The organism is Phytobacter sp. V69, assembly GCF_965644215.1.
GTDB lineage: Bacteria > Pseudomonadota > Gammaproteobacteria > Enterobacterales > Enterobacteriaceae > Phytobacter.
In genome coordinates this window covers 1-12,580 of the sequence record NZ_CBFFRL010000142.1, presented here as the reverse complement: position 1 = coordinate 12,580, position 12,580 = coordinate 1, and the positions used below count along the sequence as shown (strand labels likewise).

At 51.7% G+C, this 12,580-nt stretch carries 12 protein-coding genes, 1 rRNA gene and 1 pseudogene; 13 read left to right on the top strand and 1 reads right to left on the bottom strand.

Going from position 1 to position 12,580, the window contains the following annotated elements:
* The 13 genes and pseudogenes from ACSZPU_RS18030 to ACSZPU_RS17970 all read left to right on the top strand — a co-directional run.
* The coding region (locus ACSZPU_RS18030; RefSeq protein ID WP_499001537.1) for a hypothetical protein at nucleotides 1-77 on the top strand (77 nt) is incomplete at its 5' end.
* Nucleotides 78-191: 114 nt separating this feature from the next.
* The gene (locus tag ACSZPU_RS18025; protein WP_499001535.1) at nucleotides 192-434 is read left to right on the top strand and encodes a YhdT family protein; all 243 of its coding nucleotides are present in this window, start codon (nucleotides 192-194) and stop codon (nucleotides 432-434) included.
* On the top strand, nucleotides 424-1,875 hold the full coding sequence (gene panF, locus ACSZPU_RS18020; RefSeq protein ID WP_499001533.1) for a sodium/pantothenate symporter: 1,452 nt from the start codon (nucleotides 424-426) through the stop codon (nucleotides 1,873-1,875). The genes ACSZPU_RS18025 and panF overlap by 11 nt, the downstream gene beginning before the upstream one ends.
* Before the next feature lie 10 nt (nucleotides 1,876-1,885).
* Nucleotides 1,886-2,767 carry a 50S ribosomal protein L11 methyltransferase gene (gene prmA, locus ACSZPU_RS18015; RefSeq protein ID WP_499001531.1) on the top strand — a complete coding sequence of 294 codons (882 nt, stop codon included), beginning with the start codon at nucleotides 1,886-1,888 and terminating at the stop codon, nucleotides 2,765-2,767.
* A gap of 358 nt (nucleotides 2,768-3,125) precedes the next feature.
* Nucleotides 3,126-4,091, top strand: a complete 966-nt coding sequence (dusB, locus tag ACSZPU_RS18010) for a tRNA dihydrouridine synthase DusB (RefSeq protein ID WP_499001528.1) — start codon at nucleotides 3,126-3,128, stop codon at nucleotides 4,089-4,091.
* A gap of 23 nt (nucleotides 4,092-4,114) precedes the next feature.
* Nucleotides 4,115-4,411 (top strand): DNA-binding transcriptional regulator Fis, encoded by a 297-nt coding sequence (fis, locus tag ACSZPU_RS18005; protein ID WP_000462905.1) that lies wholly within the window; start codon nucleotides 4,115-4,117, stop codon nucleotides 4,409-4,411.
* A 158-nt stretch (nucleotides 4,412-4,569) separates the two neighbouring features.
* Nucleotides 4,570-4,734, top strand: a complete 165-nt coding sequence (locus ACSZPU_RS18000) for a DUF2556 family protein (RefSeq protein ID WP_499001520.1) — start codon at nucleotides 4,570-4,572, stop codon at nucleotides 4,732-4,734.
* 142 nt (nucleotides 4,735-4,876) lie between these two features.
* A pseudogene (locus ACSZPU_RS17995) lies at nucleotides 4,877-6,947 on the top strand (putative bifunctional diguanylate cyclase/phosphodiesterase).
* 375 nt (nucleotides 6,948-7,322) lie between these two features.
* Complete coding sequence (locus tag ACSZPU_RS17990) at nucleotides 7,323-7,544, top strand: lipoprotein (RefSeq protein WP_499001517.1); 222 nt, start codon at nucleotides 7,323-7,325, stop codon at nucleotides 7,542-7,544.
* A gap of 476 nt (nucleotides 7,545-8,020) precedes the next feature.
* Nucleotides 8,021-9,046 (top strand): amino acid ABC transporter substrate-binding protein, encoded by a 1,026-nt coding sequence (locus tag ACSZPU_RS17985; protein ID WP_499001516.1) that lies wholly within the window; start codon nucleotides 8,021-8,023, stop codon nucleotides 9,044-9,046.
* A gap of 70 nt (nucleotides 9,047-9,116) precedes the next feature.
* Nucleotides 9,117-10,298, top strand: a complete 1,182-nt coding sequence (locus ACSZPU_RS17980; protein WP_499001514.1) for an amino acid ABC transporter permease — start codon at nucleotides 9,117-9,119, stop codon at nucleotides 10,296-10,298.
* Nucleotides 10,299-10,307: 9 nt separating this feature from the next.
* On the top strand, nucleotides 10,308-11,411 hold the full coding sequence (locus ACSZPU_RS17975) for an amino acid ABC transporter permease (protein WP_499001511.1): 1,104 nt from the start codon (nucleotides 10,308-10,310) through the stop codon (nucleotides 11,409-11,411).
* 7 nt (nucleotides 11,412-11,418) lie between these two features.
* Nucleotides 11,419-12,177, top strand: coding sequence for an amino acid ABC transporter ATP-binding protein (locus ACSZPU_RS17970; protein WP_039077391.1), 759 nt, complete (start codon nucleotides 11,419-11,421; stop codon nucleotides 12,175-12,177).
* Between the two features lie 324 nt (nucleotides 12,178-12,501).
* Here the strand turns inward: ACSZPU_RS17970 and rrf are convergent.
* Nucleotides 12,502-12,580: ribosomal RNA gene (gene rrf / locus ACSZPU_RS17965) — 5S ribosomal RNA — on the bottom strand; the annotation flags it as partial.

The following is a 12,580-nucleotide window of genomic DNA, read 5'->3' as shown; positions in this document are numbered from 1 at the left end:
TGAGCGACGAGAAATTCCAGCAGGGTGGCCCCAACATCCACTATCTGGAAAAGAAACTCGGTCTGCACGAGAAGTAAAAGTGCGTGACAGATAAATGTAAAAGGCCGGATTTTCCGGCCTTTTTTATTTAGGGGATTGCGGAGTATCCATAAGGTACAATCCCCTCTTTCTTTATCCACATGGGACACAAAATGGATAAACGTTTTGTTCAGGCCCACAAAGAAGCGCGCTGGGCGCTGTGGCTGACCCTTTTCTATCTCGTTGCATGGTTGGTAACTGCTTACTTACCAGATTCAGCAGTGGGGTTTACCGGATTACCACATTGGTTCGAAATGGCCTGCCTGCTGACGCCGCTGATTTTTATTCTGCTGTGCTGGGCGATGGTACGGTTTATCTTCCGCGATATCTCTCTGGAGGATAACGATGCGGCTTGAAGTCATTATTCCGCTCATTGCTTACATGCTGATTGTCTTCGGCCTGTCGGTCTATGCTATGCGTCAGCGTAAAGCGGGAACATTTCTGACCGAGTATTTCCTTGGCAGTCGTTCGATGGGTGGCCTGGTGCTGGCCATGACGCTCACCACCTCCTATATCAGCGCCAGTTCGTTTATTGGCGGTCCTGGCGCGGCCTACAAATATGGTCTGGGTTGGGTGCTGCTGGCGATGATTCAGGTGCCAACTATCTGGCTATCACTGGGTATACTCGGTAAGAAATTTGCGATTCTCGCCCGCCGCTACAACGCGATTACGCTGAACGACATGCTTTACGCGCGTTATCAAAGCCGTACCGTTGTGTGGGTCGCCAGTATCAGCCTGCTGGTTGCGTTTGTCGGGGCCATTGCGGTGCAATTTATCGGTGGTGCTCGTCTTCTGGAAACCGCTGCCGGTATTCAGTATGAATCTGGGCTGCTGATATTCGGGATCAGTATCGCGCTCTACACGGCGTTTGGCGGTTTCCGTGCCAGCGTATTGAATGACACCATGCAGGGCATGGTGATGCTGGTCGGTACTATCGTCCTGCTGGTCGGTGTGGTCCATGCCGCGGGCGGGTTACACAGTGCCGTCGACAAACTGCAGCATATAGACCCGAAACTGGTGTCGCCGCAGGGTGGCGATGACATTCTTTCTCCTGCGTTTATGGCCTCGTTCTGGGTGCTTGTCTGCTTTGGCGTGATTGGCCTGCCTCACACCGCCGTTCGCTGCATCTCCTATAAAAACAGTAAAGCCGTACATCGGGGCATTATCATCGGGACCATTGTGGTGACGTTGCTGATGCTGGGTATGCACCTGGCCGGAGCGCTGGGACGTGCGGTTCTGCCTGATTTGAAAGTGCCTGACCTGGTTATCCCAACGCTGATGGTTCAGGTACTACCGCCGTTTGCCGCCGGACTATTCCTGGCCGCGCCTATGGCGGCGATTATGTCGAACGTGAACGCGCACCTTTTGCAGGCGTCCGCTACGATCATTAAAGATCTGTGGCTAAATGCGCGCCCGGAACAGTTGCGTAACGAGCAACGTCTGAAACGCATTTCCATGGTCATCACCCTGGTACTTGGCATCTTAATGATGCTGGCCGCCTGGCGACCGCCTGAGATGATCATCTGGCTGAACCTGCTGGCGTTCGGTGGGCTGGAAGCCGTGTTCCTGTGGCCGCTGGTGCTGGGGCTTTACTGGGAACGTGCTAATGCAGCAGGCGCGCTCAGCGCAATGCTCATAGGTGGCGTGCTCTATGCCGTGCTGGCGACGTGGAACGTGCATTACTTCGGCCTGCACCCGATTGTGCCATCGCTGGTGATTAGCCTGCTGGCGTTTATGATTGGCAACCGTTTCGGCCGTCCGGCTGCGGGTGCTGACGCAATATCCGTGAATCAATAAAGAGTTTCTTATGCCGTGGATCCAACTGAAATTAAATACGACCGGCGCCAATGCCGAAACCTTAAGTGATGCGTTAATGGAAGCGGGTTCCGTTTCCATTACCTTCCAGGACACGCATGACACGCCGGTGTTTGAACCGCTCCCGGGAGAAACTCGCCTGTGGGGCGATACCGACGTCATTGGTCTGTTCGATGCGGAAACCGACATGGAAGAGGTTGTCGCCATTCTCGAGCAGCATCCGCTGCTGGGTGAGGGGTTCGCACACAAAATCGAACAGCTCGAAGACAAAGACTGGGAACGCGAATGGATGGATAACTTCCACCCGATGCAGTTCGGTAAACGTTTGTGGATCTGCCCGAGCTGGCGTGATGTGCCGGACAAAAACGCGGTAAACGTGATGCTCGATCCGGGCCTGGCGTTCGGTACCGGCACGCACCCGACCACATCACTGTGTCTGCAGTGGCTCGATGGCCTGGATTTAGCGGGTAAAACGGTGATCGACTTTGGCTGCGGCTCCGGCATTCTGGCGATTGCGGCGCTGAAACTGGGTGCGGCGAAGGCAATCGGTATTGATATCGACCCGCAGGCGATTCAGGCCAGCCGTGATAACGCCGAGCGTAATGGGGTTTCTGAGCGTCTGGAACTGTATTTGCCGCAAGACCAGCCTGAGACGATGCAGGCGGACGTGGTCGTCGCCAACATCCTGGCAGGCCCATTGCGTGAGCTTGCCCCGCTTATCAGCGTGTTGCCTGTTTCAGGCGGTCTGCTGGGTCTTTCCGGGATCCTTGCCAGCCAGGCTGAAAGCGTCTGTGAAGCGTACCGTGATGCCTTCGCACTCGACGCAGTGGTGGAAAAAGAAGAGTGGTGCCGCATTACCGGGCAGAAAAAGTAAGCCTGCGGCATGGCGATGAGGCCGTAAAGCATTCATCGACATAATGCTCCAAAGGGTGAAAATGGGAGTCGGATCTCATTTTCACCCTCTTTTTTGGCGATTAAAACAGCAAAATATGCCGCTGAATCAGGGCTATGATGAAGAAAAACAGAGAAGTTTGACGAATTTATATTTGTTCACAAATTCGCCATAAACATCTAACTTAATGATTTTAAATCACTAATATTTTCTCCAGTTGCCTTACACCGTGATTCATTGATCTACGACAGTGGATTGGTCAAAGTTTGGCCTTTCATCTCGTGCGAAAAATGCGTAATATACGCCGCCTTGCAGTCACAGTATGGTCATTTCTTAACTCATGCGCATCGGACACCACCAGCTCAGAAATCGCCTGATCGCAGCGCCAATGGCTGGCATTACTGACAGACCATTTCGGACGTTGTGCTACGAGATGGGAGCCGGATTAACGGTATCCGAGATGATGTCCTCCAACCCGCAGGTTTGGGAGAGTGACAAATCAAGACTGCGGATGGTGCATATCGATGAGCCCGGTATTCGTACCGTGCAAATTGCCGGTAGCGATCCGGAAGAAATGGCGGAAGCCGCACGTATTAACGTGGAAAGCGGCGCCCAAATTATTGATATCAATATGGGCTGTCCGGCAAAGAAAGTGAATCGCAAGCTCGCGGGCTCCGCCCTGCTGCAATACCCGAATCTGGTGAAGTCTATCCTGAGCGTGGTAGTGAAAGCAGTGGATGTGCCCGTCACGCTAAAGATTCGCACTGGCTGGGCTCCGGAACATCGTAATTGCGTAGAAATTGCCCAACTGGCTGAAGACTGTGGCATTCAGGCTCTGACCATTCATGGACGCACTCGCGCCTGTTTGTTCAATGGAGACGCTGAATACGACAGCATTCGGGCAGTTAAGCAGAAGGTTTCCATTCCGATTATCGCGAATGGTGACATCACAGACCCGCTTAAAGCCAGAGCTGTACTCGACTATACGGGGGCTGATGCCCTGATGATAGGCCGTGCAGCTCAGGGAAGACCCTGGATCTTTCGGGAAATCCAGCATTATCTGGACACTGGGGAGCTGCTAGCCCCGCTGCCTTTGGCAGAGGTTAAGCGCTTGCTTTGCGCGCATGTTCGGGAATTGCATGACTTTTATGGTCAGGCAAAAGGGTACCGAATTGCACGTAAGCACGTATCCTGGTATCTCCAGGAACACGCTCCAAATGACCAGTTTCGGCGCACATTCAACGCCATAGAGGATGCCAGCGAACAGCTGGAGGCGTTGGAGGCATACTTCGAAAATCTTGCGTAATGAAATAAAGAGCTGACAGAACTATGTTCGAACAACGCGTAAATTCTGACGTACTGACCGTTTCTACCGTTAACTCTCAGGATCAGGTAACTCAAAAGCCCCTGCGTGACTCGGTTAAACAGGCACTGAAGAACTATTTTGCTCAACTGAACGGTCAGGATGTTAATGACCTGTATGAGCTGGTACTGGCTGAAGTTGAACAGCCACTGTTGGACATGGTGATGCAATACACCCGCGGTAATCAAACCCGCGCTGCCCTGATGATGGGTATCAACCGTGGTACACTGCGTAAGAAACTGAAAAAATACGGCATGAACTGATAGCTATCAGAGACTGCTACTTAAAAAGGCGCGGACCGGCATGGGGACGCGCTTTTTTTCGCTGGAATACCGCCTGAAAACTTATCTTTCCTCAACTTCTGCCGATAATGTTTTCGTGTATATTCCCAACGAATGGTTGCACGAAAAGGATATGCGGGATGATTCGAAAGTACTTTTGGCTGGTTATTTTTGCCCTTTCTGTCCTGTTGCTGGATGCATTGATCATGCAGTGGATCGAATTCCTGACAACAGAGGTAGATAAATGCCGAAACATGGATTCCGTCAATCCGCTCAAGCTGGTGAACTGTGCTGATTTAGATTAGCCATTCTCCCGTCCGGCCTCTTGCTTCGTGCAAGCAGAGAAACCGTTTTGAGTCGCCCATTTGCAATGATAATGTCACCGCCTTTTTTGTCTTCTCAAGTGTAGTTACGCATAACACCTTTTGTGAATGAGTTGATGACATCATGCTGGTTAGCCAATACGACCAAATCCTTGTTGTTGTTTCTTTTATTGTTGCCATTCTGGCGTCTTATACTGCGCTAAATATGGCAGGCCGTGTTTCCACCAGCTCCGGGTCTTCATCATGGGTATGGTTGACGGGCGGCGGTGTCGCAATGGGCATTGGTATTTGGGCCATGCATTTTATCGGCATGCTGGCGATGGATATCTCAATGCGTCTGAGCTATGACCCGCTGTTGACGGCGATCTCCATGATCATCGCCATCGGTGCTTCATTGTTCGCGCTCTGGTTAGTCAGTGATGTTGAGCTGAAAATGATCCGTCTTTTGCCCGGTTCCTTTGTGATGGGAATGGGCATTGTCGCCATGCACTATACCGGCATGGCGGCACTGAAAGTGGATCCTGCAATCGTCTGGGATACCCTTTGGGTCGCCGTCTCGGTCATCATTGCGTTAACCGCCTCTTTTGCTGCGCTGTGGCTGACATTCCGACTTCGTTATGAAGCCGCACAAGTGGCATTAATGCGCTTTGGCGCGGCCATTTTGATGGGACTCGCCATTGCCGGTATGCACTACAGCGGCATAATGGCAGCGCAGTTCCCTGATCAGGAGCCGATGGGCCATCACGGCGTTAACGGCAACTGGCTCGCCGTGCTGGTAAGCGTTGTGGCGTTTTCTATTCTCGGCATTACCCTGCTGGTTTCTATGCTGGATGCACGCCTGCAAGCGCGGACATCTCAACTGGCATCGTCACTGGCGGAAGCGAACCGCGAACTCGCCCAGTTGGCGCTGCACGATACCCTCACGCGATTGCCTAACCGCGTACTGCTGGAAGACCGCCTGGATCAGGCGATTAATAAAGCCAGACGCGAAGGCTCTTTCTTTGCCCTGATGTTTATGGACCTGGACGGCTTTAAAACCGTTAACGACGCCTATGGCCACGACGTGGGCGATAAGTTACTGGTTGCCGTTACTGAGCGCCTCAAGCAGCAGCTTAAGGGCCAATATACGCTGGCACGTATGGGAGGCGACGAGTTCGTCCTGTTGACAGACGTAAACGCCCCGGATGAAGCGGCGACGCTCGCTGGTACGCGTGATCGATAAGCCATTCAATATTGACCCCTACGACATGATGGTCACCCTGAGCGTGGGTATCGCACTCTATCCCCATGACGGTAAAAACGAGCGCGAGCTGATGTTTAACGCGGACGCCGCGATGTATCACACCAAGCATATGGGGCGAAATGGTTATCACTTCTTCCAGCCGTCCATGAATACGCTGGCGCAGACACAGCTACAGCTGATGAACGACCTGTGGCTGGCCACCGAGCGCAAAGAGTTTCGTCTGGTTTATCAGCCAAAATTCCAGGCACCGGCAGGGCCAATCATCGGCTTTGAAGCCCTGCTTCGCTGGCAACATCCCAAGCGTGGGATGCTCTCTCCGGATGTCTTCTTGCCCTTAGCTGAGAAGACCGGCCTGATCGTGCCGCTGGGGAACTGGGTTATTGACGAAGCCTGCCGTCAGTTAAGTGAATGGCGCACGCAAGGGAATATTGACTGGTCGGTGGCGGTGAACTTGTCAACGCTGCAGTTTGAACAACCATCACTGGTTCAGACCATCATGGATAGTCTGCAAAAACATGAGGTTCCACCTGACACGCTGATTCTGGAAGTCACCGAGACTACAGCGATGACCAACCCTGATGAGAGTGTACGTGTCCTGACCGAGCTTACCGATGCAGGCGTACAGGCATCGATTGATGACTTTGGCACCGGCTATTCCAGCTTGCTGTATCTCAAGCGGCTTCCGGCCTGTGAATTGAAAATCGACCGTGCCTTTGTCAGGGAGTTAAGCAGCGACGGTGACGATGCCACTATCGTCTCGGCTATCGTTGCGCTGGCAAAAACTCTGAACCTTAAAGTGGTGGCGGAAGGTGTGGAAACCATAGAGCAACAGGCCTTTTTAACGGAACTCGGCTGCAATACGCTGCAAGGCTATCTGTTAGGTCGCCCGGTCCCACCTGAAACGATAAGTTCTCAGGGAAATGCATTGTGTCGGCAGGAACCGGTTTGCTGAGAGATCAAGAGAATAGATAAATAAGGGTACGGATTATCGTGCCCTTTTATAAAAAGCACCTGCGGCTGCTTTTATTATGTCTTGTTATTGCTATTTATATTATCCCTATTAAAATCATCGACTCACTACAGATAACAAACCTTAAGCTTCGTTAATCTATTTTCATTAGCACCCTGCATATTTTCTTCACCATATTCATCATCTCTGCATTATTCGATGAAATAACTGAGTTCCCTCCATGATGTTTACACTGCTCATACTTTGAGATTATTGAACTAAGCATTCTTATTCTTCGCGATGTTAAAATAACGTATCGATTCTGGGCTGGTGTCGGTATTTGATGCCGGGGATCGGGATTATTTTTGAGGTAACATCATGAAAAGATTAATTTCCGTTGCTCTGCTTACTGCTACTCTGGCGGGCTGCGCGCACGACTCTCCTTGCGTCCCAACGTATGACGATCAGGGGCGTCTGGTCCATACCAATACCTGCGTGAAAGGGACGACTCAGGACAACTGGGAAACCGCAGGCGCGATTGCCGGCGGGGCTGCGGCCCTGGCAGGCTTAACGCTGGGTATCGTTGCGTTAACCAAATAATTCATTCAAAGCGCGGAGATCCCGCGCTTTGCTTTATTGCAGTGCATTTCTTTTTATTGGCGTAAATTTTTGGCATCACAAGTGAGCAATTGAATTAAAAACGTCTGCCGTTCCGTATGATTTCCCGCCACATTTTTAATTATTTCATCCCTTCTCGTGACGCGTTTCACAAAGTAATACGTTTAACTTTCTTGCTTATATTACCCCAGGAAACTTATTTGTTAGCAGAATCGGCTAATTGAAAGTTTTTTGCTCTGTTTTGTGGCACAGGTTGGAGTTTTGCACCACAACAGGGCACTGAGGTTATTTTTTCCTGTCTACACTCTCCATATTGTGCTCGCGGCTCGCATTATTCCGCGTTCGCAAAAACTGGCACTACCTTTGCTTTAAAGAGTATGGCCAAAGCCACAGACAGGTTTAAGGCGTTTCCCGGACGCCTTCATATAACGATAATTTTTCGCCACACAGGATGCATTATGAAAAAGATGATGATTGCCAGCCTGGCAGCTGCCGGCGTGCTGTTTGCCGTTGCAAATCAGGCCCATGCTGGCACAACTCTGGATGCCGTTAAGAAGAAAGGCTTCGTACAGTGCGGTATCAGTGACGGTCTTCCTGGCTTCTCTTACGCGGATGCTAACGGTAAATTCACGGGTATCGATGTGGATGTTTGCCGCGGTGTTGCTGCTGCCGTATTCGGTGATGATACGAAAGTAAAATACACCCCGCTGACCGCAAAAGAGCGTTTCACTGCACTACAGTCCGGCGAAGTGGATATCCTTTCCCGTAACACCACCTGGACCTCTTCACGTGACGCTGGCATGGGGATGTCCTTCACTGGTGTAACCTACTACGACGGTATCGGCTTCCTGACCCACAATAAAGCTGGCCTGAAAAGCGCCAAAGAGCTGGACGGTGCAACCGTATGTATTCAGGCGGGTACCGATACCGAGCTGAACGTGGCGGATTATTTCAAATCCAACAACATGAAATACACACCGGTGACTTTTGACCGTTCCGATGAATCGGCGAAAGCGCTGGAGTCCGGCCGTTGCGATACACTGGCCTCTGACCAGTCCCAGCTGTACGCACTGCGTATCAAGCTGAGCAACCCGGCTGAGTGGATCGTTCTGCCGGAAGTGATTTCCAAAGAGCCGCTGGGCCCGGTTGTTCGCCGTGGCGATGAAGACTGGTTCTCCATCGTTCGCTGGACGCTGTTCGCCATGCTGAACGCGGAAGAAATGGGCATCAACTCTAAAAACGTTGACGAGAAAGCGGCTAAACCAGCAACACCTGACATGGCGCACCTGCTGGGTACCGAAGGTGATTTTGGTAAGGACCTGAAACTCGACAACAAATGGGCCTACAACATCATTAAAAAAGTGGGTAACTACTCCGAAATCTTCGAGCGTAACGTCGGTGAAGACAGCGCGCTGAAAATCAAGCGTGGCCAGAATAACCTCTGGAATAACGGCGGCATTCAGTACGCTCCGCCAGTACGCTAAGACGTAAGTGCTGTAACGGGCGCCGCACATGCGGCGTCCAGTCCAGAGTCATGGTTACCGAGGTTTTCTTATGTCCCAACGCCGCCCAACCGTTAAAGGATCACTCTCCTTTTCTAACCCTGCGGTTCGTGCATGGCTGTTTCAAATTATCGCCATTGTTGCTGTTATCAGCATCGCGATCTATTTGATACACAACACTGTTACCAACCTGAACAGCCGTGGCATTACATCGGGTTTTGCGTTTCTCGATCGCTCCGCCGGATTTGGTATTGTTCAGCATCTTATCGACTACGAGCAGGGTGACACTTATGGCCGCGTGTTCTTCGTTGGCCTGCTGAATACCTTACTGGTATCAGCGCTGTGTATTGTTTTTGCATCATTTATTGGCTTTTTTCTCGGACTTGCTCGTCTTTCAGAAAACTGGCTGTTACGCAAACTTTCGACGATTTATATCGAGACGTTCCGAAATATTCCCCCGCTGCTGCAAATCTTCTTCTGGTACTTCGCCGTGCTGCGTAATTTACCTGGCCCACGCCAGGCGATTGCCGCAATGGATTTGCTCTTCCTGAGCAACAGAGGACTCTATATTCCGTCGCCTCAGTTGGGCGAAGGGTTATGGGCGTTTCTCGGCGCGATTATTGTCGCCGTGGTTATCAGCATCGGGCTGTACCGCTTTAACAAAATGCACCAGATTAAAACCGGTCAGTTGCGCCGTACATGGCCAACGGCACTGGGGCTGATTGTCATTCTCCCGCTGCTGGCACATTGGGTGTTTGGCGCGGCAATCCATTGGGAAGTCCCACAGCTGCGTGGTTTCAACTTCCAGGGTGGGATGGTGTTAATTCCGGAACTGGCCGCACTGACGATTGCGCTGTCGGTCTACACCTCGGCATTTATCGCTGAGATTATCCGCGCCGGTATTCAGTCCGTTCCCTATGGTCAACATGAAGCGGCACGTTCGCTTGGATTACCTAATCCAGTGACGCTGCGTCAGGTCATCATCCCGCAGGCGCTGCGCGTCATTATTCCGCCGTTGACCAGCCAGTATCTGAACATCGCGAAGAACTCGTCTCTGGCAGCGGCAATTGGCTATCCGGATATGGTGTCGTTGTTTGCCGGTACGGTGTTGAACCAGACCGGTCAGGCCATCGAAACTATCGCGATCACCATGTCGGTTTACCTGGTTATCAGCCTGGTCATTTCGTTGCTTATGAACATTTATAACCGCCGCATCGCATTAATTGAGCGCTAAGGACATCTGATGACAAAAGCTATTCTGTCTCAATCTACGCGCCAGACCCGTGCAGGAAGCAGCGGTGTTGTGCTGTGGATAAAGAAAAATCTGTTTTCCAGTTGGCTGAACGCGCTGCTGACGCTCTTCTGCCTGTGGCTGATGTGGGAATTGATTCCACCGCTGCTGAACTGGGCTCTTTTTCAGGCTAACTGGGTAGGCTCGACGCGCGCAGACTGTACCAAAGCGGGCGCATGCTGGGTGTTTATTCATGAGCGTTTTGGTCAGTTTATGTATGGCCTCTACCCGCATGAGCAACGCTGGCGTATTAACCTTGCCCTGATTGTCGGCCTACTTTCTATCGCCCCAATGTTCTGGAAAAAGCTGCCGAGCCGTGGCCGCTATATCGCTTGCTGGGCCGTGGTTTACCCGCTTGTGGTGTGGTGGCTGATGTACGGTGGTTTTCTGGGGCTCGATCGCGTGGAAACACGGCAGTGGGGTGGGCTGGCGCTGACGCTGATCATCGCCTCAGTCGGTATTGCCGGTGCCTTGCCACTCGGCATTCTGCTGGCGCTGGGCCGTCGTTCGAAGATGCCGGTTGTGCGCGTTCTGTCCGTTATTTTTATCGAGTTCTGGCGTGGCGTACCGTTAATCACGGTGCTGTTTATGTCCTCGGTCATGCTGCCATTGTTCATGGCTGAAGGCACCACTATCGATAAGCTGATTCGTGCGCTGGTCGGGGTGATTCTCTTCCAGTCCGCCTATGTCGCCGAAGTGGTACGTGGTGGTCTGCAGGCGCTGCCAAAAGGGCAATACGAAGCCGCAGAGTCACTGGCGCTGGGGTACTGGAAAACACAAGGCCTGGTGATTTTACCGCAGGCGCTGAAACTGGTTATCCCAGGTCTGGTGAATACCATCATCGCTCTGTTTAAGGATACCAGCCTCGTGATCATCATCGGCCTGTTCGATCTTTTCAGCAGCGTACAGCAGGCTACGGTTGACCCGGCCTGGCTCGGTATGTCGACCGAAGGGTACGTGTTTGCCGCATTAGTTTACTGGATTTTCTGTTTTAGCATGTCGCGCTATAGCCAGTATCTGGAGAAGCGCTTTAACACCGGGCGTTCAGCGCATTGAGGAAATTATGAGTCAAATTACTATGCAACCTGCCGATGCGATGATTACGCTCGAAGATGTGAATAAGTGGTACGGGCAGTTTCACGTACTAAAAGATATTAACCTCAAGGTAAAACAGGGGGAGCGTATCGTTCTGTGCGGTCCTTCCGGATCGGGGAAATCTACAACCATTCGGTGTATTAACCATCTGGAAGAACATCAGCAGGGTCGTATCGTGGTTGATGGCATCGAATTAAACGAAGATATCCGCAATATTGAGAAAGTACGCCAGGAAGTGGGCATGGTGTTTCAGCACTTCAACCTTTTCCCACATCTGACCGTACTGCAGAATTGCACGCTGGCACCGATCTGGGTACGCAAGATGCCGAAGAAAGAAGCCGAAGCGCTGGCAATGCACTATTTAGAGCGCGTTCGCATCGCTGAGCATGCCCATAAATTCCCAGGCCAGATTTCCGGTGGTCAGCAGCAGCGTGTGGCAATCGCCCGTTCGTTGTGTATGAAGCCGAAAATCATGCTCTTTGATGAACCGACCTCCGCGCTTGATCCTGAGATGGTGAAAGAAGTGCTGGATACCATGATTGGCCTTGCGGAATCAGGAATGACGATGCTGTGCGTAACGCATGAGATGGGCTTTGCGCGTACCGTTGCTGACCGGGTGATCTTTATGGATCGCGGTGAAATCGTTGAGCAGGCACCGCCGCAGGAGTTTTTCGCTAATCCTAAGTCCGAGCGCACCCGTGCGTTTCTGTCGCAGGTTATCCACTGATTTTATTATAGAAATTCAAAAGGCCATCCCTGCGGATGGCCTTTTTTATGGGTGTCGTTTTGACAGTTATCACGGGAAAGATCCTGCAATTTGTTGCTAAAAACGCACCATAAACAAAAGGCCCAGTCTTTCGACTGAGCCTTTTGTTTTAATTGATGTCTGGCAGTTTATGGCGGGCGTCCTGCCCGCCACCCTCCGGCCGTTGCTGCGCAACGTTCAAATCCGCTCCCGGCGGATTTGTCCTACTCAGGAGAGTGCTCACCGACAAACAACAGACAAGAAAAAGGGCCCAGCTTTTCAACTGAGCCCTTTTTCTTATTTGATGTCTGGCAGTTCCCTACTCTCACATGGGGAGACCCCACACTACCATCGGCGCTACGGCGTTTCACTTCTGAGTTCGGCA

Coding starts and splice junctions, on each gene's coding strand:
- ACSZPU_RS18025 (WP_499001535.1), top strand. CDS start 192: ATGGATAAACGTTTTGTTCAGGCCCACAAAGAAGCGCGCTGGGCGCTG.
- panF (WP_499001533.1), top strand. CDS start 424: ATGCGGCTTGAAGTCATTATTCCGCTCATTGCTTACATGCTGATTGTC.
- prmA (WP_499001531.1), top strand. CDS start 1,886: ATGCCGTGGATCCAACTGAAATTAAATACGACCGGCGCCAATGCCGAA.
- dusB (WP_499001528.1), top strand. CDS start 3,126: ATGCGCATCGGACACCACCAGCTCAGAAATCGCCTGATCGCAGCGCCA.
- fis (WP_000462905.1), top strand. CDS start 4,115: ATGTTCGAACAACGCGTAAATTCTGACGTACTGACCGTTTCTACCGTT.
- ACSZPU_RS18000 (WP_499001520.1), top strand. CDS start 4,570: ATGATTCGAAAGTACTTTTGGCTGGTTATTTTTGCCCTTTCTGTCCTG.
- ACSZPU_RS17990 (WP_499001517.1), top strand. CDS start 7,323: ATGAAAAGATTAATTTCCGTTGCTCTGCTTACTGCTACTCTGGCGGGC.
- ACSZPU_RS17985 (WP_499001516.1), top strand. CDS start 8,021: ATGAAAAAGATGATGATTGCCAGCCTGGCAGCTGCCGGCGTGCTGTTT.
- ACSZPU_RS17980 (WP_499001514.1), top strand. CDS start 9,117: ATGTCCCAACGCCGCCCAACCGTTAAAGGATCACTCTCCTTTTCTAAC.
- ACSZPU_RS17975 (WP_499001511.1), top strand. CDS start 10,308: ATGACAAAAGCTATTCTGTCTCAATCTACGCGCCAGACCCGTGCAGGA.
- ACSZPU_RS17970 (WP_039077391.1), top strand. CDS start 11,419: ATGAGTCAAATTACTATGCAACCTGCCGATGCGATGATTACGCTCGAA.